This window comes from Alkalicoccus saliphilus, from assembly GCF_003044065.1.
GTDB lineage: Bacteria > Bacillota > Bacilli > Bacillales > Salisediminibacteriaceae > Alkalicoccus > Alkalicoccus saliphilus.
This window is the reverse complement of sequence record NZ_PZJJ01000004.1, coordinates 1-25,443: the sequence shown is the minus strand read 5'-3', so window position 1 is coordinate 25,443 and position 25,443 is coordinate 1. Positions and strand designations below refer to the sequence as shown.

Genomic DNA, 25,443 nt, shown 5'->3' with positions numbered 1-25,443 from the left:
ATCCGGGCAGGTGCGTTTTTTATTTCTCCACCTGCCGGACGAAAGGGCATTTTTTCATTTTGCCGGCAGGGCAGAATAAAAGCGTGTGAAAATTGACCGGTTTAATTTATTTCTTATGCGGGATTCAGGCAGACTGCCCGGAAAGCAGAAGCCTTATCGTAATAAAGCCGGCTATATGAGTGAAAACATCCTCCCGCTCCGGTTCATTAAATACTTCATGGTACAATCCCGGCCATTCTTTAAAAACTTTGTCGTTAATCTGCAGAGCATCAAACCATCTTCTTACAGCTGCTTTATCAACGATGCGGTCCTCCCCGCCCTGCATGACGCAGCAAGGAATATCCGGAAACTCAGGTGCTTTTTCATGAGCATCACGAATGGCTTTTATCAGTTCGCTGTACCACCGGGCACTGACGTGTTTCACGAGAAGATCATCCTGCTCATCTCTTTTCCTCATTTCCTGGCTCCGGGTTCCTGACCCAGGTTCCAGTCCGTTCGGAAACATTGTCTTTGGAGCAAAGCGATTCAGCATTTTCACCGCCGACCGTTTCGTCCATGGCTGTTTATCAACAAGACCGAAGCAGGGAGAGGAAAAAATAATCATATCAGGCATTTCCTGTTCCTGAAGCTTCTGCATAACTGAAGCACCAATAAGACCGCCCATACTATGTGCCACAAGAATGACGGGGAGACCTTCTTTTTTTGCTTCTTCGAGCCACTTCCGTACCTTTTGGATGTATACTTGAAAAGAATCCACATGACCTCTTGGTCCCGAAGTTGTGCCCTGGCCGGGAAGATCGCCTATAAAAACTTGAAATTTCATCTGCTGAAACTGCTTAATCAGCCACTTGTAGCGGGCATGATACTCTCCTGCTCCGTGAATAATAACAACGGAGGCCTCAGCTGTTCCTTCTGATTCCCACTTCCACATATATTCATCCCAACCTTTCGTCTTTCAAATGTATTTAAGTTTGCCTTTCTACAGTAAAATACCCTATGCGTCCGTTTGTATGCCTTGCTGCCTTGAAAATAAAAGATGAATGGCCGTTTTCGTTTCCATGGAGAGGTATTCCGGGCGGACCCGCTTCAGCTTATTTCTTCCGCCTGAACGGACTTTCTCCACGTCAGGCCGGACATAAGCGAAATTTTTCTCCAGTCATAAGCGGAATTCAGCTGTTTGTTAAAAAAACGCACTCAGAAAATTGGTACAGGTAAATTCCTTTTCCATAGTCGCAATCTCCTTCTCCTTTCTGTAAAATTAATAACACACTACAGGGAGGCTGATAAAATGATCCAATATCCTTACGAAGGAAAAGAACCAAAAATCGACAGCTCTGCTTATATAGCAGAAAATGCTGTAGTTACCGGAGACGTCGAGATTCATAAAGAAGTAAGTATCTGGTATCATACGGTCATCCGTGGCGATGTTGCCCCCACGATCATTGAACAGGGGGTAAATATTCAGGACCAGAGTCTCCTTCATCAAAGTCCTGACCTTCCTCTCCATATTAAAGAAGGTGTAACTGTCGGTCATCAATGCATGCTGCACAGCTGTACGATCAATAAAGGAGCTTTAATCGGGATGGGGTCGACAGTTCTGGACGGAGCCGAAATTGGGGAGGAATCGTTTATCGGTGCCGGAAGTCTTGTCACTCCGGGCACTGTCATTCCGCCAAAAGTGCTTGCGCTCGGCCGGCCGGCACGGGTCGTACGTGACCTGACCGAAGAAGATTTCAAAGAAATGGAGCGGATCCGCCGCAGCTACATTGAAAAAGGACAGTATTATAAAACAATACAGCAGTCAGAGGATTCCCACTGAATAGACGTACAAAAGCAGCCCCGTTTCGGCCTGGACCGAAACGGGGCTGCTTTTCTTTCTGACTCAACGGTTATTCACCTGCGAGCTGCAGAGCTTCTGCTTTAAGTGTTTCTGCCTTGTCGGTTTTTTCCCACGGAAGATCAATATCCGTGCGTCCAAAGTGACCGTAAGCCGCCGTCTGTTTGTAAATCGGCCGGCGGAGATCCAGCATTTTGATGATTCCTGCCGGACGAAGATCAAAGTTATTGCGCACTACCTGTACGAGAACGTCTTCTGAGACTCTTCCTGTACCAAACGTATCAATCGCAATCGATACCGGCTGAGCGACACCGATAGCGTACGCCAGCTGTACTTCACAGCGTTCTGCCAGACCTGAAGCTACGATGTTTTTAGCCACATACCGTGCGGCATAAGCTGCCGAACGGTCCACTTTTGTGGCGTCTTTTCCTGAGAAAGCACCGCCGCCGTGGCGGGCATAGCCGCCGTACGTATCAACGATGATTTTTCGTCCAGTAAGTCCCGCATCCCCCTGCGGTCCACCTATTACGAAACGTCCGGTAGGGTTAATGAGGTATTTTGTTTCCTCATCAAGCAGCTCTTCGGAAACAACCGGACGGATAACGTGCTCCTTCAGATCCTTTTGAATCTGCTCCTGTTCAATTTCCGGGTGGTGCTGTGCTGAAATGACAATCGTATCCACACGCACCGGTTTCTGATCGTCGTCGTATTCTACGGTTACCTGCACCTTGCCGTCCGGACGAAGATAATCAAGTATTCCTTCTTTACGAACCTGCATCAGCCGGCGCGCCAGTTTATGCGACAGCGAAATTGGCAGCGGCATAAGTTCCGGAGTCTGGTTATCGGCATAGCCGAACATCAGCCCCTGATCTCCGGCACCGATGGCTTCAATCTCGTCATCCGACATTTGTCCTTCCCTTGCTTCCAGCGCCTGATCCACGCCCTGGGCAATATCTGATGACTGTTCGTCGATGGACGTAAGCACTGCACACGTTTCATAATCAAATCCGTATTTTGCACGCACGTAGCCGATGTCCTTCAATGTTTCCCGGACGACTTTCGGAATATCAACATACGTAGTCGTGGAAATCTCCCCGGCGACAAGTACCAGACCGGTGTTAACGGACGTTTCGCAGGCTACCCTTGCATTTGGGTCTTTTTTAATTATTTCATCCAGTATGGAATCAGAAATTTGGTCACATATTTTATCAGGGTGACCTTCCGTTACAGATTCAGAAGTAAAAAGTCGCGTTCTACCTGCCATATGGCATCCTCCTCTAAAGAAATTACGGCACTCATTCTCCCATCCGTCTTCCTTAAGATGGTGGTGATCCGGCTTGTCTGCAGCATTTAAAACCTGTGGCTGCAAATAAAAAACCTTCTCCCGGCGAGGAGAAGGTTTAACGTGTCCTTTCACCTCTTATCGGTCAAGACGCACCTGTCGTCTTGCAGGTTGGCACCGTTCATCCCTGTTTAACATGGATGATGGTTGCCGGGCTTCGTAGGGCCTGTCCCTCCGCCAGCTCGGGATAAGAGTATCCGCTTGTGAGAATACTACTGTAATTTAACCTACGTGTCAACTATCCCGTTCGAAAATGCAAAAGAATTTGCAGGAGTTCTTGATTTCCCCTTATAGTATGTTATAAATGTTATATATGACATACTATATACCGAAAGGCGGGAAGCGTGATGAGCATGATACATGATCACCTACAAATTGACCAACTATTAAAACAGTCCACTGTCAGACGGCAGCTGACAGTGCCTGAACTGGTGGAAACCGCAGTGCGCAGGGAAGAAGGTGTCCTGACTTCAGATGGAGCTTTCCGGGCGACTACCGGTGCATACACAGGACGCTCCCCCAAAGACCGCTTTATCGTAGAGGAACCCTCAGTTAAAGAAAACGTCGAATGGGGGGCTGTCAATCAGCCGATCACAACTGAAATTTTTGAAAGTCTCGAACAAAAAGTGCTTCAGTATTTATCCGGACGAAACCAGATTTTTTCCCGCCGTGCCTATGCAGGTGCCGACAGCCGATGGCGCCTCCCTGTCGATATAATTAACGAGTATGCCTGGCATCAGCTTTTTGCTCATCAGCTGTTTCTCCGTCCGGAAGAAATAGAAGGAGAAGCAGAAATGAAACCGTTTACTATTATATCCGCTCCAGGTTTCAAAGCAGTACCTGAAGAGGACGGAACCCGGTCCGAGGCTTTTGTCATCGTTTCTTTTGAAAAAAGAACGGTACTGATAGGTGGTACAGCCTACGCCGGAGAAATGAAAAAATCAATTTTTTCTATTATGAACTACCTTCTTCCCGAACAGCAGGTCCTGCCTATGCACTGCTCTGCCAATGTAAGTGACGACGGTGATTCTGCTTTGTTTTTCGGCCTTTCAGGGACGGGTAAAACGACGCTTTCCGCTTCAGATGACAGGCAGCTGATAGGTGATGATGAACACGGATGGTCCAGAGACGGTATTTTTAATTTTGAAGGCGGATGCTACGCAAAAGGTATCGGTCTGACACAGGAAAAAGAACCGGAAATTTTTCAGGCTATTAAATTCGGTACGGTACTGGAAAACGTTGCTTTATATGAAGATCGTTCACCGGATTATGAGAGCGATTTCTTCACTGAAAACACCCGTGCTGCCTATCCGTTAACGTATATTCCTTCAGCGGCCACCCCAAGCACTGCAGGTCATCCACAGGTAATTCTATTTCTGACGGCTGATGCTACCGGTGTACTTCCTCCGATCAGCCGGCTGAACCGTTCTCAGGCTATGTATCATTTCCTTTCAGGCTACACGAGCAAGCTTGCCGGAACAGAACGCGGCATTACAGAACCTACTCCAGTATTTTCTCCCTGCTTCGGCGCTCCTTTTCTCCCGCGGGATGCTGCTGTTTACGCTGAGATGCTCGGCGAAAAAATGGAAGAGCACGATACGGATGTTTATCTCGTGAATACCGGCTGGACCGGGGGAGCCTATGGAGTAGGAAAACGCATGGACCTGCGTTTTACACGGGCTATGGTTAAGGCAGCTTTAAATGGAGATCTCGCCCATACTTCCACCATTACTGATGAAGCATTCGGCCTGAAAATCCCGGCAAGCTGCCCGGACGTGCCGCCGGAAGTTCTCCAGCCCCGCCTCATGTGGGACCGGGTCGAAGACTATGAAGCCGCTGCAAAAGTCCTTGCAGCCAAATTCCATTCCAACTTTACGCGCTTCAATAATGTAACTGAGGATATCCTGCGTGGAGGACCGGTTTTATAGACGTATTAAAAAGAGGTTCCGCAGAAGAGCGGAACCTCTTTTTTACACTGCCTGAGGACTGTTTTTATAATTCCTGTTCTTTTTCGATTTCACTTTCCGAACCGGCAAAGAAGCGGATATAAATTTCCTTCATGCTCAAAGGAAGCACATTATCTTTCATTATGAAACTGTATTTCTTATTTTTCCGGATAGAAGATGGAAGTTCAGTAAGAAGCTTCGGCCCTTCTGTTTCATGATAGGAAGATTTCTTTTCGAGCGTGGCGACTTCCGCATAATAAACATTCTTTACGACTGTTTCTGCTTTTCCGGCCACTTTATACTGTCCGATATAATAAAGATGTTCAACTACTCCGCCGGTTTCTTCATAAACTTCCCGTACGGCCGCCTCATCCGGATGTTCCCCATTTTCTACTTTTCCCCCTGGAAATTCGACTCCCCGGGACGGATGTTTAGTTAAAAGCCAGCTGTCTTTATACCGGCTGATGACCCACACATGCTTTGGATCTTTTGAATAAGGATGGTCCCTGGTGGAAAAGCAGACCTGATTGTAATAATAATCCTGAAACGTTTCTTCCTTCATCGTATTTCCCTCCGCACTGTGACCTTCAGCTCTCTTCCTGCCGGTCGACCCAGGAAAGAAGCTTTTCGTATTCCTCCGGATGGTTCATATTAAAAAAGGAGGCTTCAACCGTTTCCTTTTTTATTCCTGCCTCTATCATATCGCTCTCAGTGATGATGTCAAAGTCAATCTTATCAAAGAGTGCTTTCAGAGACCGTTCGCCATCGGAAAGACATTTCTTCAATACCGGCAGACAGTCAGCACGATAAGCAGCGAGAAGTGGCTGCCTTCTCCCATGAATAACCGGCAGGACAGCCTGGTATTTTGTCGTTTTTATTTTTCCGACTAAGTATTCGATCACTTCGGACCTGATAAGCGGCATATCACAGGCTGCCGCGAGGTACCAGTCTCCCTGCTTTTTTTCCATTCCTGCCTCCAGTCCGGCAAGCGGACCTTCCCCGGGATGAAGATCCACCGCGACCGGCAGCCCTGTAAATAAGTATGTTTCTTCTTCAGCTGCTGAGATTATCTGACTGTCCGTCCATTCGGAGAGAGCTTGTGCAATACATTCCACCACTGTTTTATTCCTAATTGAAAGCAGCGCTTTGTTTTCACCCATTCTGCTGGATTGTCCTCCCGCAAGTATCACCCCAGTTACATGCAGCATAGTTCTCCTCCTTTTATTCGCATAAAACTACCCTTAAATTATCAGCTGTCTTAACGATGGCAGATTTTTATTTTCTATTAACCCGTATCCATAATACTATTTTTGTATTACTAATACTAACCGTATGCCTTTCTCCCTGAAGCATCTCTCCTGCATTCGGATGCTTTAAAAAATCTTTTATTGTATTGCCTGCTGAAAATAAAAGGCAGAATCATTGTTTCCTTAAAATGCAGGGCACTGACCATAGCGAATACAATTGGTGTTAAAATAAGTAGCGGCGCTGCCATTCGCGAAAAAAGCGGCCACAATGGAACAACGCAGACAAACATTTTTATCCCGTTCCCTTCAGCCAGCCGGGGTCATGTGCAGGGCCACCCGCTCAAAAAATTCAATTCCATCTAAGATTAGTGAAATAATAATGATTACTGCGAAGGTCACTGTCACATTCCAGACGATACAAGTTACTTCTCCGACATCCTGAAAGCTTATCACACCTGGTGCACGGGCCAGAACAGCATCAATAACGGCAGATCGGCCAGAAAAATGAAATGACATGTAATGATGGCAGTCATGACTGTGTGTTCTTTACATATGTATAAAATACAGAACGATCATACAATCAAATACTTATAGGAGAGACCGTTCGTTCTTGAGATTTTCAATTCCCGCTGTCTCTTATTACATGCTATAATACGTTGAACAATCATCCCTGAATATGAGGTGACAAAATGCCGAGGCAAAAATTAATTATTCTTGGGATTGGGGCCCTGGTTTTAGCTGTCTTATCAATTATTCTTTTTATTGTCGACAGCGATCAGCAGGTTATCCAGACCGAGGAAGTAAATACAGCGAATACAGAGGAATCCGCTCCTGACATGGAACCAGAAGAAACTACACCGACCCAGGAACCAGTGAACGTAGAAACGTCAGAAGGAAATACTTCTGACGTCCCATCTGAACAGGAAGATTCATACCGCTCCGCTGCGCAGGAAGCATTGGAGGAACACACACCGGAAGACAGCAGCCCGTTTTCTCCGGAGGCTTTTGAAGATCATGCCCTCTTATTTACGATTTACCAGCAGATCAGGGAAGACAGCAGCAGTGAAGATACGTCCCCCGAGGAAGCTGCAGAATGGATTTCTCTTGAGCTCACAGGATGGAAGGAATTTGCGGAGGAAAACTACGACTTCAACTACGATTCCAGCAGTTTCAATGAATTTGTCAGTGAAGAACAGGCCCTGACGCTCGAAGAAGATGCCGAAGTCCGTTTATTCATAGACGAACTGGAGGAAGCAGATGAAGAGCTTGGCAGGCGCCAGCTGGAATTTCAATTTGCGCTCCCTTACATCTGGCATGAGATTCAGGAAGAGGCTGCTTCAGAGTATGACGTTGATCCAGAAAATACATCCGAATGGAACCAGCTGTATTTTGAAATAGAGCAGCGCGTATTCGAGTACATCGCTGAAGACCACCCCGAATTTTTCGAAGGGAATTCCAACAGCTGAATAAGTTACTCCCCCAATTTGTTCATAAAGAACCCCCTGTCAGTTAACGACTGACAGGGGGTTCAGCTTGTTAATCAAGTTAACCAGCGGACAATTAGACAGAAACTTTTAAGGTTTATCCGCTATAGAAGCTACTCCTTCCGGTACAACTGATAAAATGGATGCCTGACCTTGATGGATAACCCCGAACGGGCGGAGTTTCTCCACTGCCTCCTTTAAAAGGTCTTCGGAATGCTCCGGAGCCAGGACGTAATCCACCGTTTCTCCTTTCCATTTATCCAGCTCTTCGGATGAAGTTGTCCGGATAGTACGGTAACCGAGCCGCTCCCACTTCTTTGCGTATTGAGCAGTTTCGGAAAGAACGACCATCGTTTTCCGGCGCGGTCCCTCCTCCGTGTGACATACAGCTGATTTTAAAGCTTCGGCATAGCTGTCCTTGTCCGGCTTCAATCCGAAGTGACCCGTAGCCATCCCGAGCGCTTCATTTAAATCTTCGTACAGATCTTCTATGTCTTCGAGTCCAACAGAGAGACGTACAAGATCTGATGTCGTACCGGAGCTTTCCCGGTCTTCTTCGCTGAGCTGGAGGTGTGTCGTGGAAGCCGGATGAATAATCAGGCTTTTCGCATCCCCGACGTTAGCGACGTGAGACCAGAGTGATACGTGCTTAATGAGCTCACGCCCTGCTTCCATACCTCCGTCAATACCGAAGTTGACTACACCGCCGAATCCTCCATCAAGATATTTCACCGCGAGTTCATGTGCCGGGTGAGCTTCCAGTCCAGGGTACTTGACCCAGTTAACTGCCGGATGTTCCTGGAGACGCCTTGCCAGTGCGAGAGCATTCTTCTGATGCCGGTCCATTCGGAGTGACAATGTCTCCAGCCCCTGCATTAAATAAAAGGCGTTCTGGGGACTAAGAGCAGCTCCAATATCCCGCAGTAACTGCACACGCATTTTCAGAATAAAAGCCATATCTCCGAGGTCATTATATACAAGCCCGTTATAACTAGGATCCGGCTCATGATACTGTGGGAATTTTTCTTTACCCCACGTAAATCGACCGCCATCAACGACTACACCGCCTATCGTCGTTCCGTGCCCCCCGATCCATTTCGTGGCGGAATGAATAACAATATCTGCCCCGTGCTGAAGCGGTCGGCACACAGCAGGAGTACCAAACGTATTGTCAACGATCAATGGAATTCCGGCGTCGTGGGCTGCGTCAGAAACTGCATGGAAGTCGAGTACCTGAAGACCCGGGTTGCCGATCGTCTCAGCGAAAACAGCTTTTGTATTTTCTTTAATTGCCTGTTTAACAGCATTAATATCCGATATATCTACAAACGACACATCGATCCCGTATTTGGGAAGAGTGATGGCAAAAAGATTATAAGTACCGCCGTAAAGGTGGGAGGCCGCAACGATGTGATCCCCGCTTTGAGCGACGTTCATAATAGACATGGTAATTGCAGCCATACCGGAGGAAGTTCCGAGTGCCCCTACCCCGTCTTCCAAAATAGCCATCCTTTTTTCAAAAGCGTCAACGGTCGGGTTCATGATACGACTGTAAATGTTGCCTGGTTCTGCGAGTGAAAACAATCGTTCTGCATGATCAGCATCTTCAAACACGTAGGAGGTAGTCTGGTAAATTGGTACTGCCCGAGCCCCTGTCGTTGGATCAGGTACTTGTCCTGCGTGCAGAAGCTGGGTTAAGAGACCTTGTTCATCGATTCTTTTTTTCATCCTTGTTATCCCTCCGCTAAAATAAAGTATATATTCTAATTTCTAGATTTGATTTTAAATTCCTTCTTCCTTTTTTATAAGTACCATAAGCTAAGTCTCGCTGGATACAGGCTGCGGCGGTCGCAGCACCGGAATCAACACCTCGCGTCGTGACTTCTTTTTCGACGAAGCTGATAATTGAACCCTCTCCGGACGGTTTACAGAAGATTTTGGATACTTTACACTGTTAAAGAACTTATCGATCTTTGAAGGGAGATACTAAAATATGAAACCTGCTGTTTTTTTCGATTTGGACGACACAATACTCTGGGATGAAAAAAGTATTCAGCTCGCTTTCGATCGTACGTGCAGCTACGCTGAAGAAACATACGCAGTAGATGCTTCTGCCCTTGAAGAGGCTGTGCGGCGCGCTGCGCGTAAAAGGTACGCCTCCTACGATACATATGAATTTACGCAGATGATTGGGATAAATCCATTTGAAGGACTCTGGGGATCCTTCGAGGATGAAGAGGAAGGTTTTGATAAACTGGCTGCCATTATTAAAGAATATCAGCTTTATGCCTGGTACGATGGATTAAAAGAATGTGACACTGCAGATCTGAAAGCTGCGGAAGATCTTGCTTCCCGGTTCATCGAAGAACGAAAACGGTCTCCGGTTTTATTTGATGACTCTCTCGAAGTTCTGGAGAAACTACAGGGACGGTTTACACTTGTACTGCTGACAAACGGCTCCCCCCAGCTTCAGCAGACGAAACTTACTATCACCCCTGAAATTGCCCCCTACTTCGATCATGTTATTATTTCCGGAGCTTTCGGACGGGGCAAGCCGGACACTTCGATCTTTGAGTATGCTCTGGAAGCAAGCGGCGCCGACAGAGAGAAGACCTGGATGGTGGGAGACAATCTGAAAACTGATATACTGGGAGCCTCACGGACCGGAATCACCTCTGTATGGCTGAACCGGTTTAAAAAAGAACCAATGAATGAGATTACAGCAGATTATACTATTCAGGACCTGCACGAACTTCTGCCACTCCTTTCTTCTGAAAATGGATAAAGTGAGCACCAGCCTTCCGAGTAACAATTACCGCACCTTTTAAATGTTTCCGCTTCACCAGAAAAGCCCCCCGGAAACTATTTTGTTTCCGGGGGCCAGGCTGTATTACATATCTTTTTTTATTTCCCTTACGATATGCGCGAGCTCCGGCTGTAAAAGCTTTGTCATTGCAAGTTTGACTGCGCCACTCGATCCCGGAAGACAGATAAGCGCCGTACTGCCGCTTACTCCTGCAGCTGCCCGGCTCATAATGGCAGCCGATCCTATATCGTCTGTGTAACTGAGCATACGGAATATTTCTCCAAAGCCGGTAATCTCCTTATCAAACAACGGCTGTACCGTTTCAATCGTAATATCACGACGGGCAATCCCTGTTCCGCCATTTAAGATAACGGCATCTGTTTCAACGGATGATATTCCGTCTTTTACTGCACCTAAAATTTCTTCTTTCTCATCGCGGACGACCGTGCGGGAAACAGCTGTATGTCCAGCCTCTTCCAAATAGTGAACAATCAGCTTTCCGCTTTTATCTGTCTCTTTATTTCTTGTATCACTTACAGTAATAACGCTGCACCGAATTTTTTCCGGTGCTGCTTTTTTATGTTCTTCTACACTCACCTGCTACACTCCTAACCGGTTATTAATCAAGCGTCAGCCGAAGAAGCTTATCATCCCCTTCCCGGGGAGTCCCGCGGCCGCCTGTGTTATTTGTCAGTACATAGAGGCATCCTCATGCATCTTGACGTCCCGGAGCCCGCCTTCCCCCGTCTGAAGTACCGGGTCGGACGTTTCCACATCCACCTGTTCTGTTCTCCATTTTCCGCCTCTCATGTACCCTTCCCGGCTTGTGATGTAAGTTGTATTCTCACCAAAAGTTACCGACCAGGGAGATTCCAGGTTATCGAGAATAACTTCCACATTCCAGTCGTCGGTTCCCGCCTCCGTCATGGATAAACTTTCACTATCGTTCCCTTCCTGCTGCCCCTCCTATCCGCCCTCATTTTCTTCGTCGTCTTCCGTATCCACTTCTGCTTCTTCTTCATTTACTACATTTCCTGTATTTTTGTCCGGTTCATTTCCGATATTTTCATTGGCATTCTGGCACCCGGCAAGTAACACCGCTGCTGCCGCAATTCCTGCAGCTTTCATTGTAATACCTCCTTTTTATAAACAATACTTCCTGCCAGATGTATACCCGGTTTCTTCCATCTCCTAACTCCCCTTCACTGATTCAGTGAGCACAGGTACGGCCGGAAACGGTAAACGAAAAAAGCCTGGCAGCTTTTTCTGACAGGCTTCGCACCGCGTCCTACGGAAGTTTTATGTTCCTTACTTTTAAGCTGTGTTTGCTGTTGGTGCCTAGAGAAAAATGAAAGTTCTGCTTTTCATGAACACTGTTCTTTATTTCACAAAACCTATTAACAACATGGAGCTTTAACGAGCCTGCTTTTAAGATCTCTTTTTTATGGCTTTTTCAATTTCTTCAGACGTCATACCGGTTTCCAGCGCTGCGGCGGCGGCTGCCAGAATCAGCCTGGCAGTTTCCCGGCTGTCTGAATAGACCGGGAATGACTTATGATGTCCTTTTTGCTTTACTGCAAAATGGATACCTTGGGTTTCCTCTTCCACACCCTCTGCATATATATCAGCATCCTGCCTGTCCAGTGCGAACGTTACCAGTCTGTCCTTCTCCTGTACTTTTTCGGGGTAAACCTGCATCGCGTTACGGTCTGCAATTAAAACAGCTTTTTCCGGAATGGATTCGTACACATTCTCCGGCAGTTTCTCTCCGGAATAGATAATAATCCGTCTCCCAGCCGTTCGAAATATTTCCTGAACTGCTTTTTCTTCCCCAGTTTTGATTTCCGTAAGAAACAAGTCGTGATAGGATTTTAACTCCTTATTTATTATTCGCGCTGTTTCCAGATTTGTTCCGTTAGAAGAGAAGGAAGTAAGAAGCTGAAATCTTTCGGCAAGTACTTCAGAAACATTCCCGAGCATTTCTGCACTTCCGGAACCGGATACTGTAACAACTGTTAATTCCGGCATAGTACCCAGAAGCCGCTCTGCATCTTCCACAGCCCGCTGCTGAACCTTCCTTTCTATCGGTTCGTTAATCCATCCGGCTGTTTTCACAAGAGCCGGTGGAAGCACGGCAAAAGCTGTCAGCCATATCACCGCTGCTCCTGTAGAATACGTGCCTCCAATATAAACACCAAGAATCGCCACCAGCCAGTAGGCAGCATAGGTTATACCGAGAAGACGCTGGATTTCCGGCGTATAAATCAGCTTTTCGGATGCTTTCGGCCGTGAAATAAACAGCACACCGAACACAGTAAGAAAAACGGCTGCTGCCGTTCCAAACATGACCGCCGGCTCATTGGATAACAATACTGCCATTACAGGCAGAACATATAATATTTCTACCGGAGAAAAAGTTTTTGCACCGGCGCGGCTGTCCACCTCCGCTCTCCTGTATATAATTCTCTTAATTTTAAAGGTGACTGGTAAAATCCATGCTGTCAGGGCAACAGCAAAAAATGTAATAGTCGTAATCATTATAGGCTCCTTTAATATATTACTGCGTCCGTATTTTTTGAAAGAAAGATTCCGTTTTGTGCCAATAAAAAGGTCTGGAGTAAAATTCCCGATAGTAACATGAACATCCTGGGAACTAAAAAAGACTGCTGACTGTATTTATTTTACCACATCGTTTTATTTTCAAAAAATCTCCTGTACCCCCTCTCTGGAATCCCCGCGGATAATTTCCAGAAAAATCTTTCCTTTGGTAAATTACGGAGAATCATTGCTTTAATTCTGTAACTATCCATATTAAAATGATAGAAGTGACTAAGGAGGCAAAGATCAAATGTCTACACGTGCTGCTTATCTTATTGTTATGGCCGGAGCTGCTCTCTGGGGGACGACCGGTCTTTTTGTAAACCAGCTGAATGAGTCCGGCTTTACTGCCTGGGAAGTAGTCGGCATCAGGCTGTCATTTTCGGCTCTCCTCCTGCTTCTGTTTCTTCTTATATTTCAACGCGGTCTTCTGTACGTGAAGCTGCGTGATATTCCTTTCTTTATAGGAACAGGTATTATAAGCATCGCCTTTTTTAACTACTTCTTTTTTACCGTAATTGAAACAGCATCCATCTCACTGGCCGTTGTGCTGCTGTATACGGGTCCCGTATTCGTTGCGCTGATTTCACGCTTCACTTTCAAAGAGCCTTTTACGGCCCGTAAAGGTGGGGCTCTGATTCTGATGCTTGCAGGCTGTGCCCTTACAGTTGGGCTTTTTCCAGCAGGAGCCTTAACCGTCTCCGGAACCACTATTTTATTTGGCGTACTTTCAGGTTTCTTTTACGCTCTTTACAGCATTTTCGGAAAATATGTAAGCGGACGCTATCACGCGCTAACTATTACTACATATTCGATGATATTTGGAAGTCTGTTTCTTCTTCCAACGAGCAGACTGTGGGAAAAATCTGCGCTTCTTTTTACCCCGGGTGTTCTGATGTACGGGTTCGGTCTCGCTGCAGTAGCTACTGTGTTCGCCTATATTTTTTATACAGCCGGCCTGCGCTGGATCGAATCAGGAAAAGCAGCAATACTCTCCACTGTAGAACCTGTCGTGGCAATTTTAATCGGTGTTCTCGTTTACAGTGAAATTGTTACGCTCTGGCAGGGGGTCGGAATGGCTCTTGTAATAGTTTCTGTGCTGCTGACCGTTCAGCGTCAGAAACGCGCCCACCCGATGGCTCAAAAGTGGGAGGATTCCAGGACAGGTTAATTCTTTTTACCGGAAGCATCAGGTAGACACGGAGGCACTCTGGAGCCGGGAAGCTTACTAAAAAGAACCAGTTCCCGTCATTATACTCGATAACGGAAACTGGTTCTTTTACGGTTCTCTTATTCAATTTCACTTATCTTAAATAGACCACGGCTGAGTCAGTTTAAAAGCGACGACTCTTGTCTCCGTCATATCGTGAATAGAACTCGCAACACCTTCACGTCCGAGGCCCGACTGTTTCACTCCGCCGAACGGCATTTCATCGATGCGGTAGTCACTGCTGTCGTTCACCATCACTCCGCCGACATGCAGGTGATGTACAGCGTAAAAAGCGTGGTCGATATTCGCTGTGAAAATACCTGCCTGAAGACCATAATCCACCTCATTGGAACGAATCACAGCTTCCTGAACATCTTCCACCGGCTCTATTAAGACAATCGGGCCGAAAATTTCTTCGTAATACACTTTGGCTTCGTGCGGCACATCGATCAGGACCGTAGGATCGTAGAAAGCTCCATTTCTCTTTCCACCCTGAACTACTTTGGCACCCATTGATACAGCTTCTTCGACCCATTCTTCCATCCGGAGAGCTTCTTTTTCTTCAATCAGTGGTCCGACATCGGTCCATTCCGACTGTTTATCACCGACCTGAAGCTCTCTCGTGCGTTCTGCAAACATATTCGTAAATTCGTCGTACACGTTCTTCTCGACAAAAATACGCTGGACACCAAGACAGTTCTGTCCGGCAGCTGAAAACGCCCCGGAGACGCTGGCCTTTACCGCTTCGTGAAGATCCGCGTCCTGAAGTACAATAACCGGGGAATTGGAGCCAAGTTCCATACCGAGTTTTTTTCTCCCTGCTTTCTCAGCAATTTTATCGCCTGCTCCTACTCCGCCGGTGAATGAAATCATTTTGATTTCCGGATGGGATACGAGAGCGTCTCCAATTTCCCTGCCGGAGCCGGTTACAACAGAAAGAAATCCTCTCGGAACACCGGCCTGATCAAAGGCTTCCGCAAGCAGGAGCGCACTGAGCGGCGTCACTGTAGCAGGTTTTACGACGACTGGATTCCCGGCAGCAAGTGCCGGTCCTACCTTATGGGCAACAAGATTGAGGGGGTCATTGAATGGTGTAATCGCTGCAATCACTCCGATAGGAAAACGGAAATAATAGCCGGTTCGATTTTCACTTCCTTCCATCTGATCGAAGTTGATTGTTTCTCCTTTCAGCCTCCGTGCTTCCTCCGCACTTATACGGATCGTCTGTATCGTCCGGCTCACTTCTCCCCTTGCTTCCGTAATCGTTTTGGATCCTTCCCGTGCTATCGTATAAGCGTAGCGCTCATGATATTCTTCGATATAGTCCGCTGCTTTTTTCAAAACTTGAATTCTTTCGTGAGTCGGCCAGGAGGAAATGGAATAGAAGGCTTCCGCTGCCTGGTCAATCACGTGCGTCACATATTCTTTCGAAGCTTTAGGCACCCGTGCGATGATTTCGTTATTCTGTGGATCGAACACATCAAAAGTTTCCTCCTGGCCGATCCATTCTCCGAGTACATACATCTTAGCTGACAGCACCTTCGTCTGCATGCTCACACCTTCCTTCTTATTTTACTGTTTTACCATCGACCGCCGGCGTTCGAAATGAATGAGGTCAATCAGCAGTGAAAAGCCGGTTTCTTTAAGGCCGGCACCGGCTCCTGTGAGGAAGATCGGGCCTGCCAGATCGCATTCATATAAAATCGCATTTGTAGCCCCGGGCACTCCGGCAAGCTGATCCGAAACATCAAGCTCCTTCGGTTTCACTTCCGCTTCGACGCCTTCAGAAGTTCGTTTAATTTTTGCTACAAGACGGATACGCTTTCCTCTTTCAATGGCATCTGTCAGCATATCCCTCGTCACCCCGGTAATACCTGTGCATTTAACATCGTCTGCTTTTAAAGGCGTTTTCATAATAACACTGGATAAGATAACCGCTTTATATCTTGCATCATAGCCTTCCACGTCGCTTGTCGGATCTGCTTCCGCATAACCGTTATTCTGCGCCTGCTCCAGCGCCTGCTCGTACGTAAGACCCTTTTCCATTTCAGTCAGCATATAATTCGTCGTTCCGTTGAGAATACCGGTGATCTGCTCAATGGTATTACCACGGAGTGTTTCCTGCGGCAGCCTGAGGGCAGGTGTACCGCTCATTACCGTTCCTTCAAAGCCCCAGAAAACACCTTTTTCCTCTGCGAGTGTGGAAAGCTCGTCGTAGGCAACAGCAACCGGGCCTTTATTTGTTGTAATTACGCTTTTTCCTGCCTGGAAAGCTGCACGGCAGTGATCGACAGCCGGCTGACCGGTTTTGACGTCCGTATAGGTTACTTCAACAATTACGTCGGCATTCGTTTCTTTAATTGCTGCCAGACTGTCAAGACCTGTTACTGTACCTGGTCCTCCGTCGTACTCCTCCATCGACCGCTTTTCCGATGCCAGCTTCAACAGCTGATTACCGTCAAGACCTCCCGGATTATAGACCGAACCTTTCATGACATCCGCTACAGCGACAATGCTCGTTTCCAGCCCTTCTTCCTGTCTCAGTTCCTTCTCCTTATCAAGGAGGATCTGGAGGAGGGCCTGTCCCACTCCTCCGAATCCGATAAATGCGATTTTAACTGCCATAGTATAGACCTCCTAAGCTCTGTTTACCTTTACTTTACCCGTCTATACGCTCGTATAAAGCTCTTTCGGGAGCGACTGGAATGCCTGTTCCAGATCCCCGATAAGGTCCTCGATATCCTCAATACCGGCAGAGTAACGGATAAGCCCTTCCGGAATACCCATCGCTTTTCTTTCTTCCGGTGTACATTCTACATGGCTTGTTGTACGGGACGGGCCGACGATTGTCTCGACAGAGCCGAGGTTGGCTGCCCGATTGGCAAACTGAAGTTTCGGAAGAAGATGCCGGACCGTATCAACGCCTCCTTTAACAGAAAAGCTGAGCATGCCTCCGAACCCTTTCATCTGTTCTTTAGCAATATCATGATGCTGGTGCTCTTCCAGTCCCGGATAGAAAACATCATCCACCCAGTCCACGGTCTTAAGATACTCTGCAATTTTCATCGCATTTTCGTTCTGCTGCTTAATGCGGAGCTTCAATGTTTTCATACCGCGGAGCAGGAGATACGCGGCCATCGGATCGATGGTGGCACCGTTGATTTCCCGGTAGTGATACACCGGCTCGACGAGTTCCTTCGGTCCTACAAGCACTCCGCCTAAAGCATCCGCGTGACCGCCGAGGAATTTTGTTGCACTGTGCAGAACAAGATCCGCTCCGAGTTCCAATGGGTTCTGGTTAATCGGCGTTGCAAAAGTATTATCGACAATAACAATCGCTCCCGCTTCTTTGCCGGCTTTAGCCATACGGGCAATGTCAGTGATTTTCACTGTCGGGTTTGTCGGTGTTTCCAGGTAAAGAATTTTACAGCCTTTCGCTACTTCTGCTTCGATCGCTTCGTGGTCTCCCGTATCACAGAGGCACACATCGATATTCATTTTCGGAAGAAATTCCGTGAAGATTTTGTTTGTTCCCCCGTACGTATCCTTAATGGAAACGATACGGTCTCCCGGGAAAAGATACGTGCTCAACGTATTGCTGATGGCAGCCATCCCTGTGGAAAAACTTGTGGCATGCTCCGCCCCTTCCAGAATTTTCACTTTATCTTCGAATGCCTGAGAAGTCGGATTCGTGTTCCGCCCGTAAATGTGTCCTTCCTTATTTCCAATCGCTACTTCATACCACTCGTCCATATCATCATATCCGAAAGAAACACTGTGTACGACCGGTACCTGTGTTGCTCCGAACGCGAGATAATCACTTTCTCCTGCCCAGATTGCTTTTGTTCCCATGCTTACTTTTTTCATAAGATAACCTCCCAGTTAATAGTTTCAGGATATTTCTCCTCCGTGCTGATTAAGCAGAAACGGATGCTGCACGATCAGTTCCCGTGGATACTTGGAAAACGTTTTACATCCCGTTTCGGTAATTCGAAGCGTTTCACTAATTTCTATCCCGTACTGGTCAAACCAGAGTGCCGGGATCAAATGGAATGTCATATTCTTTTCCAGCACGGTGTTGTCGTCTTTACGAATACTGGCTGTATGCTCGCCCCAGTCCGGCGGGTAGCCGAGACCGACAGAGTACCCAAGTCTGGCTTCTTTTTCAATTCCATACGCACTGATAGTTTCTCTCCAGGCACTTTCCATATCCCCGCATGTGGCTCCAGGTTTCGCTGCATCGAGTACAGCAGCAATACCTTCCTGCACAATTGGAGTCAGCTGATGCAGCCGCTCATCCGGTGTACCGATAGTGACAGTTCTCGCGAGCGGTACATGATACCGTTCGTAGCAGCCTGCCATTTCGATAATCGTTGAATCTCCGTCTTCAAAGTACCTGTCCGACCACGTTAAATGAGGACAGCCAGTATTTTTACCCGAAGGCAGTAGAGGAACGATGGAAGAGTAATCTCCTCCGTAATCTTCTGTACCGCTGATCATGTGATAATAAATGTGTGCTGCCGCGTCACATTCACGGTTGCCGATCCGGACATTTTCCACCCCGTGGTGCATTGCTTTGTCCCCAATCTTCGCGGCACGTTTCATATATTCAATTTCCTGATCTGATTTAACGATGCGGACGTAATTCACTAAAAGATCGCCGTCGGTGAATCTTGCATTAGGGAGTGCCTGCTGCAGCTTCATATACGCCTTGGCAGAAAAATAATAGTTGTCCATTTCCACACCGATGCGGCGGTTTCCCTGGCCGATCTGAGTAAGGATTTCGCCGGCGAAAGTCATCGGATGATATTTGTCCGAGTGTACGTAATAATCCGGATAGGGGATGACGTTATCGTCATAAATCCACGTTTTTAAGCGTGCTCCACTCGCATCCAGGTAGCGTCCGATCCAGAGCGGCTGCGGTTCATCAATAATGACCACAACCATTTGATGGACGTAAAAGGACCAGGCGTCATATCCGGTAAGATAGTTCATATTGGCCGGATCCGTCACGAGAAGAACTTCAATTCCCCGCCGCTGCATCCGGTCCTTTGTTTTCTGCAGACGCTCCTGATATTCCTGAATATCAAAAGGCAGCATCGCTATCACCCTCTTCCGCTATCAGAATGTTTTCATTGTTCTTACTATTTATCATAACCGTTTACATGAAAAGTTATGATGTACAATCTGTATGATAGTTTACCGGACTGTTTTATACACATTGAACGATTGTCTTATTCACGTATAAACCCCTGCTGCTCCGGGAAAAACGAAGCGTCAGAGTCCAGAAGGTAAAAGCTGTTACAGCTTTTAGTGAGATTTCTTCACCGGCTGTTTTATATTTAAACTGCCTTGAAAATAATATAGATTAAGTAAGGACCGCTCGGAAAGCTTCTCCATAGAAACGAAAGCGGACGTTCATTTTGTATTTTAAAAATAGCCTGTATTTAAAAATCTGTTGAAATCCATGTTGTTATTAAGTCCGGTACCTAAAGCTCTTCTCTACCGCATCCACTTCATGTTTAACTGCCCGTAAATACGGAAACATTACTCCTAACACTTACTCTGAGAGGAGATGTTCGATGTCACATCATATTGAAACTGCGCCGGATACGAAGATTTTCGTAGAAGATGAAGGAGAGGGTCAGCCGGTTATTTTTCTTCACGGGTGGCCGCTTAACAACCGGATGTTTCATCGTCAGAAACAAGCAATTATCGAAAACGGCTGCCGCTATATCGGCATTGATCTTCGTGGATATGGCCAGTCGGATAAACCTGAGGAAAACTATTCGTACAATATTTTTGCTTCAGATATTCAGCAGGTCATAAAGGAACTTGAGCTGTCAAACTATACAATTGCCGGCTTTTCAATGGGTGGACCTGTAGCCTTACGGTTTGCCGTTAAATTTGCGGACAAAGATTTAAAACAGCTTTTTCTTCTCGGACCGGCCGCACCAAGCTTCACGAAACGGCAGGGATACGAACTTGGTATGGATAAAGAAGAAGTAACGGATCTGATGGAAGCACTGGAAGATGACCGCAGATCTGCCCTCGAAAATTTCGGGAAGAATTTTTACTATCAGGATGTCCCTGGTGACGTCCGTGCTGAACTGCTCGAACTCAGTATGCAGGCTTCCAAACAGGCGACGATTTCGTCCGCAGAAGCTCTTCGTGATGAAGATCTCCGCGATGAAGTCGGCCATATTCATGTTCCAGTTACAATATTTCATGGAAAGCACGATGCAATCTGTGGATTTGAATTTGCGGAAGATCTCGAAAAACGTATCCCTAATGCTGAGATTATCCCTTTTGAAGAAAGCGGACACGGCCTCCACTACGAAGAAGCAGAAAAATTAAACAAAGAAATGCTGAAGCGGTTACGCTGATTTGTAATTGGTGAAAGCTGTGTTTTGATCTTCGGACAATGGACTGCCGCAGGCGGCTTTCAAAAACACACGGAATGCTTTAACAGAGACACCCCCTGTAGAATCGCTGCACCTTGATGAATGAAAATGTCTTTTTACATCATAGTAACTTCCTATTCCAAACATGAGACACGAAGCTTGTGTATGCGCTGTCTTTTTTACCGTAAGCTGTAGTGGACATGGAGGGACTACAGATCGAGCAGGGCCGAGCCTCTCCATGGAAACGAAAGCAGCCGTTCACTTTTTATTTTCAAGGCCGCCCCAGGGAAGGAGCATTGTTTGCTACTTTGAAATGAAGGGAAAAGCTCTTTAATTCTATCGAGAGGAGACTGTTTTATGGGTAAACCGATTGCACTGACAAATATCAGTATTGAACAACAGAAACCTCCCCATCGTAAAGCACGTATTGAAGGATTTTCCGAACCATTCAATTTTGGAGTGCACGGAGGGGTAAAAGAGTTTTACGGAATCGAACCGGAAACTGAATACCCCTCTACACTTGATCATATTGTTGCCGCAGCTGGCGGCTGACTTACCGGCACCTTAGCAGGCGCGCTGGATGCGCGTCAGATTCCGCCTTACCCGGATAAATTAAGAACGGAGGTCCAGGGAACGATCGAAGCCCCGGACGGCATAATGAAAATTACTAAAATCCATTGTCATTACCATATTCAGGTTCCTGAAGGGAAAAAAACACAGGCAGAACGTGTACTGCCTGTTTTCGAAAAGAAATGTCCGGTCGCACAGACGCTGAAAGGATGCGTTGAACTGATCCACGACTGGACGATTGAAGAATATAAAGAATAACAGGCTTCGTTTCGACGTAAAAAAAGCTGACTCAGAAACATTTCTGAAGCAGTCTGACCGAATACGCAAAGCCCTGTCTGAGCGGAATATGCCGGACAGGGCTTCATTTTTGTGATCCGTGCTATCACCTTGTTGAGCAGCTCTCTTTTCTGAATGTCACCATCTTTCTTTATGGCAGATCCCGGTTTTAAACCGTGGATCCAGAAATAACAATGAATTCGTCTATACACAACTTCCCGGCTGCTGAGAAAAGAGACAGATGACTGCTGTGCGGATACTTTTAAGCATCCTTATAACTATTTTCCAGTTTTTTCATTTTCCAAAGACGTATCGTAAGCTCCAGCAGAAATACATCATCAGACTGAATAAGTGAAAGGTTCGTCAGTGCCTCAATGTTACGCAGCCTGTACAGCAGGGACTGACGGTGGAGATGCAGCGCTCTTGCCGTTTGACTGACGTTGCCGTTGTATTTATTATACGTAATAAACGTTTCAATCAGATCGGTGTTCCGTTTCCGGTCATAATCTGCGAGAGGCCCTACCGTCTCTTCCACTATTTTTCCTATATGGTCGATCTCCGCAACCGCGAGAAGCAGGCGGTTGATCCGCGTATCTTTGTAGAAAGTTCTGCTTCCTGTACCATCCTGACTTATCCCGATATCAAGCGCTGATTTCGCTTCCCTGTAGCTTGCATGAAACCCGGACGCTTCTTCTCTTTTCAAAGCAATACCCCAGGAAATTCCCACTTCCGTCAGCAAGTCATTTAATCTCCGGTTTACAGAGTCTAAAAACTGGCCTGCTGTTTCCGTATACCTTGCAGGATCTGTTTCCAGGTAAATAATTACTTCGTTCTCATCAAATGTCGTCATCGTTTTACGGCTGAGAAAACGCGCAGCATTATTGATTTCCTTCTGGATATAGTAGTTGATATTCTGCAGGGAAGAAGTAGGAGGATTGTCCTCTTCCAGATCAGGGAACAGCCGCTCTTTTTTTCTCGAATGAATTTTGCCGACAACACATAAATATGGGAGAGAAAGATCATAGCCGAGCAGCTCTCCTTTGGACCGAAGAAGCTGGTCCTCTCCGTTTGATTCTTTGGCAAGCTGGAGAATAAAATTATCCTTCAGCCGGATTTCTGTCATTTCTATTGCATTTTCTTTTACAAAATAAAGGGCACACGCTGTCACTGCATGCTCGACCACGTTCATAACAAAACTGTTGATAGTACTGCTTTTCGCAGGGTGAAACCAGAAAAATCCCTGTTTTCGATGATTCGTATTAATAAGGGTTCGGCACCAGCGCTCCCCTTCAATATCATATACATAAATATGTGGATGCAGCCGGTGTTCCCGGCCTTCCAAACCGAGATAGTGATTAATTTCGTAGTCTTTTGGCCTTTTCATATTTCCTTCCTCAACTGCTCTTACTATCGCACTGTCCACTTTATAAAAAGCACGCATGCTGCCGTCGTACTCGGTCACCATCGACGGAAAACCGGTGTGACGATACAAAATTTCCGTGATTTCCTGAATATCCCCCTCCTGAAGTACACGGTTAATGAAATCCTGCCTAATTTCTTCTATCGACTGTTTTTCCTGATCATTTCCACGGTTAATTTCGATGAACACGGTCGAAAGTATGTCTCCTGCTCTGACAGCCCAGGGGATTTCAACAAGAATAAAATTATGTTTTTCAGCCAGGGCTATGATCCGGTCCGGAACGTCAAAAATATGCCTTCCTGTGGCAATGGCGAGTATCGAAGCACCTGAATCCATAACGTCCTGGACGAACTGTTCCATCAGCTCCGGACCCCCTTCACAGCCGATTCCCGTCGTAAGAACAAATTCCTGTTCTCTTCGAAAGTTTTCCACCGGCATTTCGATGATCGACGCCCATTTTATTTCTGTCTCTTCAAGTACTTTTTCCCCTGTAAGCACCTGTGCAGTAGCGAATACAGGTGTATTTAAAAGCCGTGACGCGGAAACCCCCATCCTTTTCACCACCGTTTTCTATCTGAATGTTAAATCTATTTTCTCATGCACTGTGGAAAAATGGCAAATACACTGATTCGGCGGGATTATCTGGGAGAATAATCCTGCATATTTTTTTCTTTTTTTAACTTTCTTTCAGTATATAATATGTTATAGTAATATTCTCACAATTTTTTACTTCAACGTTTTAAAGGAGGTCATTACCCATGGGGTTGGAACATCAGCCGAGAGAACAGTGGGGGTCGCGTCTCGGTTTTATGCTGGCGGCGCTCGGATCCGCTGTTGGTCTCGGTAATATTTGGCGCTTTTCGTATGTAGCAGGTGAAAGCGGGGGCGCTGCTTTTATATTTATTTATCTTCTCTTTATTGTTGCCATCGGGATTCCCATCATTATGGCTGAATTTACGATAGGACGCCGGGCCCAGCTTGACGTTGTCGGCTCTTTTCAAAAACTGGCTCCGGGAAAACCGTGGGTGCTTGCAGGAATACTCGGCGTTGCATCTGCTTTTATTATTCTTTCTTTCTACGGTGTTATCGGAGGCTGGTCTATTTATTACTTCCTGCAGTACATAGGTGGAGGACCACCTGTCGAAGGAGCAGAAGCATCAGCAGATTTCTTTGTTAATTTCCATACGAGTCCTCTGTTCCCGATATTCTGGCAGCTTCTTTTCATGACGATTACGGTGGGGATTGTTTATGCGGGAGTTAAAAAAGGGATTGAGAAATCTAACAAAATTCTCATGCCGCTTCTTGCAGTCCTTGTCATTATCCTTGCCGGATACAGCATGACGCTTGAAGGAGCTCAGGAAGCACTGACTTTCCTGTTTTCTCCTGACTGGAGCGCTTTGACAGATCCTTCTGTTTATTTTGCAGCATTGAGTCAGGCTTTCTTCTCTCTCAGCCTCGGAATGGGGGCACTGATTACGTACGGCAGCTACCTCTCGAAGAAAGAAAAGCTTCCGGGAGCTGCCGTCGGAGTTGCTACCATGGATTCGATGTTTGCTATCGTAGCCGGTTTGATGATTTTCCCGGCCGTATTTACGTTCAGCATTGCGCCTGACTCCGGTCCGGGACTTGTATTCATTACACTTCCTGATATTTTTGGAAGTATGTCCCTTGGTCTGATTTACGGACTTATCTTTTTCTTCCTGCTTTCAGCAGCAGCTGTTTCATCCGGGGTTTCCCTTCTTGAAGTTGCGGTCGCCTACTTCATGAGAAGGCTCGGCTGGACACGGAAGAAAACAGCCATTTTTATCGGATCGATTATCTTCCTTCTCGGTATTCCGTCCTCTCTTGGACTCGGAACCTGGTCCGGTGTTTCTCTGATTGGCGGAAGAGATATTTTTGATTCCATGGATTTCCTTGCTTCCTACATTTTCCTTCCTGTCGGTGGTATGATTATCGCTTTGTTTGTCGGCTGGGGATGGAACAAGTCGGAAGTGCTGGAGGCCTCCAACTTTGGACAATCCGCTATAGGAACTATCTGGATCTGGCTGCTGCGGATTTTTGCGCCGCTCGCCATCCTGCTCGTATTCCTTTATTCTGTCGGACTATTTACTTTTTAAGGGAAGAAAAACGATTTTTAAAAACAGAAAACCAAACCAAAAAGCCTGCCGGACCTTATTAAAGTGTACCCTATAGAGTAGACACATTAAAAAGTCTACCTATAGGGTACTTTTTTGTATAATGAGAAATAGATAATGAGTAAAGATCGGGGAGAAGATCATGACGAAAAAAACATTCACAGAGAA

25 protein-coding genes and 1 riboswitch are annotated in these 25,443 nt (G+C 46.5%); of the genes, 9 read left to right on the top strand and 16 right to left on the bottom strand.

The window, feature by feature from the left end; genetic code table 11:
• Positions 1 to 124: 124 nt before the first annotated feature.
• Entirely contained in the window at positions 125 to 931 is an 807-nt protein-coding gene (locus C6Y45_RS03775) for an alpha/beta hydrolase (protein WP_107583698.1), read from the bottom strand.
• Positions 932 to 1,291: 360 nt separating this feature from the next.
• On the opposite strand from C6Y45_RS03775, the gene C6Y45_RS03770 reads away from it, so the two are divergent.
• A complete protein-coding gene (locus C6Y45_RS03770; RefSeq protein WP_107583830.1) occupies positions 1,292 to 1,819 on the top strand; it encodes a gamma carbonic anhydrase in 528 nt (175 codons plus the stop codon).
• Between the two features lie 70 nt (positions 1,820 to 1,889).
• On the opposite strand, the gene metK is transcribed toward C6Y45_RS03770, so the two are convergent.
• Complete coding sequence (metK, locus tag C6Y45_RS03765) at positions 1,890 to 3,101, bottom strand: methionine adenosyltransferase (protein WP_107583697.1); 1,212 nt, start codon at positions 3,099 to 3,101, stop codon at positions 1,890 to 1,892.
• 153 nt (positions 3,102 to 3,254) lie between these two features.
• A riboswitch (SAM riboswitch) is annotated at positions 3,255 to 3,373 on the bottom strand.
• A 153-nt stretch (positions 3,374 to 3,526) separates the two neighbouring features.
• On the opposite strand from metK, the gene pckA reads away from it, so the two are divergent.
• Entirely contained in the window at positions 3,527 to 5,107 is a 1,581-nt protein-coding gene (pckA, locus tag C6Y45_RS03760) for a phosphoenolpyruvate carboxykinase (ATP) (RefSeq protein ID WP_107583696.1), read from the top strand.
• A gap of 64 nt (positions 5,108 to 5,171) precedes the next feature.
• Here pckA and ytkD read toward each other — a convergent pair whose 3' ends face one another.
• The 4 genes from ytkD to C6Y45_RS18055 all read right to left on the bottom strand — a co-directional run bounded on the left by ytkD (position 5,172) and on the right by C6Y45_RS18055 (position 6,888).
• Positions 5,172 to 5,687 (bottom strand): RNA deprotection pyrophosphohydrolase, encoded by a 516-nt coding sequence (gene ytkD / locus C6Y45_RS03755; protein ID WP_107583695.1) that lies wholly within the window; start codon positions 5,685 to 5,687, stop codon positions 5,172 to 5,174.
• 25 nt (positions 5,688 to 5,712) lie between these two features.
• Complete coding sequence (gene mobA, locus C6Y45_RS03750; protein ID WP_107583694.1) at positions 5,713 to 6,333, bottom strand: molybdenum cofactor guanylyltransferase; 621 nt, start codon at positions 6,331 to 6,333, stop codon at positions 5,713 to 5,715.
• A gap of 116 nt (positions 6,334 to 6,449) precedes the next feature.
• Entirely contained in the window at positions 6,450 to 6,662 is a 213-nt protein-coding gene (locus C6Y45_RS18060; RefSeq protein WP_281260580.1) for an ArsB/NhaD family transporter, read from the bottom strand.
• Between the two features lie 16 nt (positions 6,663 to 6,678).
• The gene (locus C6Y45_RS18055; protein ID WP_281260579.1) at positions 6,679 to 6,888 is read right to left on the bottom strand and encodes an ArsB/NhaD family transporter; all 210 of its coding nucleotides are present in this window, start codon (positions 6,886 to 6,888) and stop codon (positions 6,679 to 6,681) included.
• 173 nt (positions 6,889 to 7,061) lie between these two features.
• On the opposite strand from C6Y45_RS18055, the gene C6Y45_RS03740 reads away from it, so the two are divergent.
• Entirely contained in the window at positions 7,062 to 7,838 is a 777-nt protein-coding gene (locus C6Y45_RS03740) for a hypothetical protein (protein WP_107583693.1), read from the top strand.
• A 108-nt stretch (positions 7,839 to 7,946) separates the two neighbouring features.
• On the opposite strand, the gene C6Y45_RS03735 is transcribed toward C6Y45_RS03740, so the two are convergent.
• Positions 7,947 to 9,584, bottom strand: coding sequence for an O-acetylhomoserine aminocarboxypropyltransferase/cysteine synthase family protein (locus C6Y45_RS03735; RefSeq protein WP_174703867.1), 1,638 nt, complete (start codon positions 9,582 to 9,584; stop codon positions 7,947 to 7,949).
• 265 nt (positions 9,585 to 9,849) lie between these two features.
• On the opposite strand from C6Y45_RS03735, the gene C6Y45_RS03730 reads away from it, so the two are divergent.
• A complete protein-coding gene (locus C6Y45_RS03730; RefSeq protein ID WP_107583691.1) occupies positions 9,850 to 10,641 on the top strand; it encodes an HAD family hydrolase in 792 nt (263 codons plus the stop codon).
• 105 nt (positions 10,642 to 10,746) lie between these two features.
• On the opposite strand, the gene C6Y45_RS03725 is transcribed toward C6Y45_RS03730, so the two are convergent.
• The 4 genes from C6Y45_RS03725 to C6Y45_RS03710 form a co-directional block, all read right to left on the bottom strand.
• Entirely contained in the window at positions 10,747 to 11,259 is a 513-nt protein-coding gene (locus C6Y45_RS03725; protein ID WP_107583690.1) for a MogA/MoaB family molybdenum cofactor biosynthesis protein, read from the bottom strand.
• Between the two features lie 93 nt (positions 11,260 to 11,352).
• On the bottom strand, positions 11,353 to 11,589 hold the full coding sequence (locus C6Y45_RS03715) for a PQQ-dependent sugar dehydrogenase (RefSeq protein ID WP_107583689.1): 237 nt from the start codon (positions 11,587 to 11,589) through the stop codon (positions 11,353 to 11,355).
• Positions 11,590 to 11,628: 39 nt separating this feature from the next.
• Positions 11,629 to 11,790: a hypothetical protein gene (locus tag C6Y45_RS17335; RefSeq protein WP_160058119.1), complete on the bottom strand. Its 162-nt coding sequence runs from the start codon at positions 11,788 to 11,790 to the stop codon at positions 11,629 to 11,631.
• Between the two features lie 300 nt (positions 11,791 to 12,090).
• Positions 12,091 to 13,200, bottom strand: coding sequence for a hypothetical protein (locus C6Y45_RS03710; RefSeq protein ID WP_107583688.1), 1,110 nt, complete (start codon positions 13,198 to 13,200; stop codon positions 12,091 to 12,093).
• Positions 13,201 to 13,510: 310 nt separating this feature from the next.
• On the opposite strand from C6Y45_RS03710, the gene C6Y45_RS03705 reads away from it, so the two are divergent.
• Positions 13,511 to 14,431: an EamA family transporter gene (locus C6Y45_RS03705; protein WP_107583687.1), complete on the top strand. Its 921-nt coding sequence runs from the start codon at positions 13,511 to 13,513 to the stop codon at positions 14,429 to 14,431.
• A gap of 138 nt (positions 14,432 to 14,569) precedes the next feature.
• Here C6Y45_RS03705 and C6Y45_RS03700 read toward each other — a convergent pair whose 3' ends face one another.
• The 4 genes from C6Y45_RS03700 to C6Y45_RS03685 are packed head-to-tail and all read right to left on the bottom strand — an operon-like array spanning position 14,570 to position 19,570.
• Positions 14,570 to 16,021, bottom strand: a complete 1,452-nt coding sequence (locus C6Y45_RS03700; protein ID WP_107583686.1) for an aldehyde dehydrogenase family protein — start codon at positions 16,019 to 16,021, stop codon at positions 14,570 to 14,572.
• A 21-nt stretch (positions 16,022 to 16,042) separates the two neighbouring features.
• Positions 16,043 to 17,095 (bottom strand): homoserine dehydrogenase, encoded by a 1,053-nt coding sequence (locus C6Y45_RS03695; protein ID WP_107583685.1) that lies wholly within the window; start codon positions 17,093 to 17,095, stop codon positions 16,043 to 16,045.
• 42 nt (positions 17,096 to 17,137) lie between these two features.
• On the bottom strand, positions 17,138 to 18,337 hold the full coding sequence (locus tag C6Y45_RS03690; protein ID WP_107583684.1) for a cystathionine gamma-synthase family protein: 1,200 nt from the start codon (positions 18,335 to 18,337) through the stop codon (positions 17,138 to 17,140).
• A gap of 24 nt (positions 18,338 to 18,361) precedes the next feature.
• Positions 18,362 to 19,570, bottom strand: a complete 1,209-nt coding sequence (locus C6Y45_RS03685) for a M24 family metallopeptidase (RefSeq protein ID WP_107583683.1) — start codon at positions 19,568 to 19,570, stop codon at positions 18,362 to 18,364.
• Positions 19,571 to 20,052: 482 nt separating this feature from the next.
• Here C6Y45_RS03685 and C6Y45_RS03680 point away from each other — a divergent pair, with 482 nt between their 5' ends.
• The 3 genes from C6Y45_RS03680 to C6Y45_RS03670 all read left to right on the top strand — a co-directional run bounded on the left by C6Y45_RS03680 (position 20,053) and on the right by C6Y45_RS03670 (position 21,702).
• On the top strand, positions 20,053 to 20,856 hold the full coding sequence (locus C6Y45_RS03680; protein WP_107583682.1) for an alpha/beta fold hydrolase: 804 nt from the start codon (positions 20,053 to 20,055) through the stop codon (positions 20,854 to 20,856).
• Positions 20,857 to 21,231: 375 nt separating this feature from the next.
• On the top strand, positions 21,232 to 21,426 hold the full coding sequence (locus C6Y45_RS03675; RefSeq protein WP_107583681.1) for a hypothetical protein: 195 nt from the start codon (positions 21,232 to 21,234) through the stop codon (positions 21,424 to 21,426).
• Positions 21,427 to 21,450: 24 nt separating this feature from the next.
• Positions 21,451 to 21,702, top strand: a complete 252-nt coding sequence (locus tag C6Y45_RS03670; RefSeq protein WP_107583680.1) for an OsmC family protein — start codon at positions 21,451 to 21,453, stop codon at positions 21,700 to 21,702.
• Positions 21,703 to 21,982: 280 nt separating this feature from the next.
• On the opposite strand, the gene C6Y45_RS03665 is transcribed toward C6Y45_RS03670, so the two are convergent.
• Entirely contained in the window at positions 21,983 to 23,692 is a 1,710-nt protein-coding gene (locus tag C6Y45_RS03665; protein WP_107583679.1) for a PucR family transcriptional regulator, read from the bottom strand.
• A gap of 206 nt (positions 23,693 to 23,898) precedes the next feature.
• Here C6Y45_RS03665 and C6Y45_RS03660 point away from each other — a divergent pair, with 206 nt between their 5' ends.
• A complete protein-coding gene (locus C6Y45_RS03660) occupies positions 23,899 to 25,257 on the top strand; it encodes a sodium-dependent transporter (protein WP_107583678.1) in 1,359 nt (452 codons plus the stop codon).
• Positions 25,258 to 25,443: the final 186 nt, after the last annotated feature.

Coding starts and splice junctions, on each gene's coding strand:
- C6Y45_RS03695 (WP_107583685.1), bottom strand. CDS start 17,095: ATGGCAGTTAAAATCGCATTTATCGGATTCGGAGGAGTGGGACAGGCC.
- C6Y45_RS03660 (WP_107583678.1), top strand. CDS start 23,899: ATGGGGTTGGAACATCAGCCGAGAGAACAGTGGGGGTCGCGTCTCGGT.
- C6Y45_RS03700 (WP_107583686.1), bottom strand. CDS start 16,021: ATGCAGACGAAGGTGCTGTCAGCTAAGATGTATGTACTCGGAGAATGG.
- C6Y45_RS03730 (WP_107583691.1), top strand. CDS start 9,850: ATGAAACCTGCTGTTTTTTTCGATTTGGACGACACAATACTCTGGGAT.
- metK (WP_107583697.1), bottom strand. CDS start 3,101: ATGGCAGGTAGAACGCGACTTTTTACTTCTGAATCTGTAACGGAAGGT.
- C6Y45_RS03665 (WP_107583679.1), bottom strand. CDS start 23,692: ATGGGGGTTTCCGCGTCACGGCTTTTAAATACACCTGTATTCGCTACT.
- pckA (WP_107583696.1), top strand. CDS start 3,527: ATGAGCATGATACATGATCACCTACAAATTGACCAACTATTAAAACAG.
- C6Y45_RS03775 (WP_107583698.1), bottom strand. CDS start 931: ATGTGGAAGTGGGAATCAGAAGGAACAGCTGAGGCCTCCGTTGTTATT.
- C6Y45_RS03735 (WP_174703867.1), bottom strand. CDS start 9,584: ATGAAAAAAAGAATCGATGAACAAGGTCTCTTAACCCAGCTTCTGCAC.
- C6Y45_RS03740 (WP_107583693.1), top strand. CDS start 7,062: ATGCCGAGGCAAAAATTAATTATTCTTGGGATTGGGGCCCTGGTTTTA.
- C6Y45_RS03680 (WP_107583682.1), top strand. CDS start 20,053: ATGTCACATCATATTGAAACTGCGCCGGATACGAAGATTTTCGTAGAA.
- C6Y45_RS03690 (WP_107583684.1), bottom strand. CDS start 18,337: ATGAAAAAAGTAAGCATGGGAACAAAAGCAATCTGGGCAGGAGAAAGT.
- C6Y45_RS17335 (WP_160058119.1), bottom strand. CDS start 11,790: ATGAAAGCTGCAGGAATTGCGGCAGCAGCGGTGTTACTTGCCGGGTGC.
- C6Y45_RS03675 (WP_107583681.1), top strand. CDS start 21,232: ATGGGTAAACCGATTGCACTGACAAATATCAGTATTGAACAACAGAAA.
- C6Y45_RS18060 (WP_281260580.1), bottom strand. CDS start 6,662: ATGTTTGTCTGCGTTGTTCCATTGTGGCCGCTTTTTTCGCGAATGGCA.
- ytkD (WP_107583695.1), bottom strand. CDS start 5,687: ATGAAGGAAGAAACGTTTCAGGATTATTATTACAATCAGGTCTGCTTT.
- C6Y45_RS03710 (WP_107583688.1), bottom strand. CDS start 13,200: ATGATTACGACTATTACATTTTTTGCTGTTGCCCTGACAGCATGGATT.
- mobA (WP_107583694.1), bottom strand. CDS start 6,333: ATGCTGCATGTAACTGGGGTGATACTTGCGGGAGGACAATCCAGCAGA.
- C6Y45_RS03715 (WP_107583689.1), bottom strand. CDS start 11,589: ATGACGGAGGCGGGAACCGACGACTGGAATGTGGAAGTTATTCTCGAT.
- C6Y45_RS03705 (WP_107583687.1), top strand. CDS start 13,511: ATGTCTACACGTGCTGCTTATCTTATTGTTATGGCCGGAGCTGCTCTC.
- C6Y45_RS18055 (WP_281260579.1), bottom strand. CDS start 6,888: ATGTCATTTCATTTTTCTGGCCGATCTGCCGTTATTGATGCTGTTCTG.
- C6Y45_RS03685 (WP_107583683.1), bottom strand. CDS start 19,570: ATGCTGCCTTTTGATATTCAGGAATATCAGGAGCGTCTGCAGAAAACA.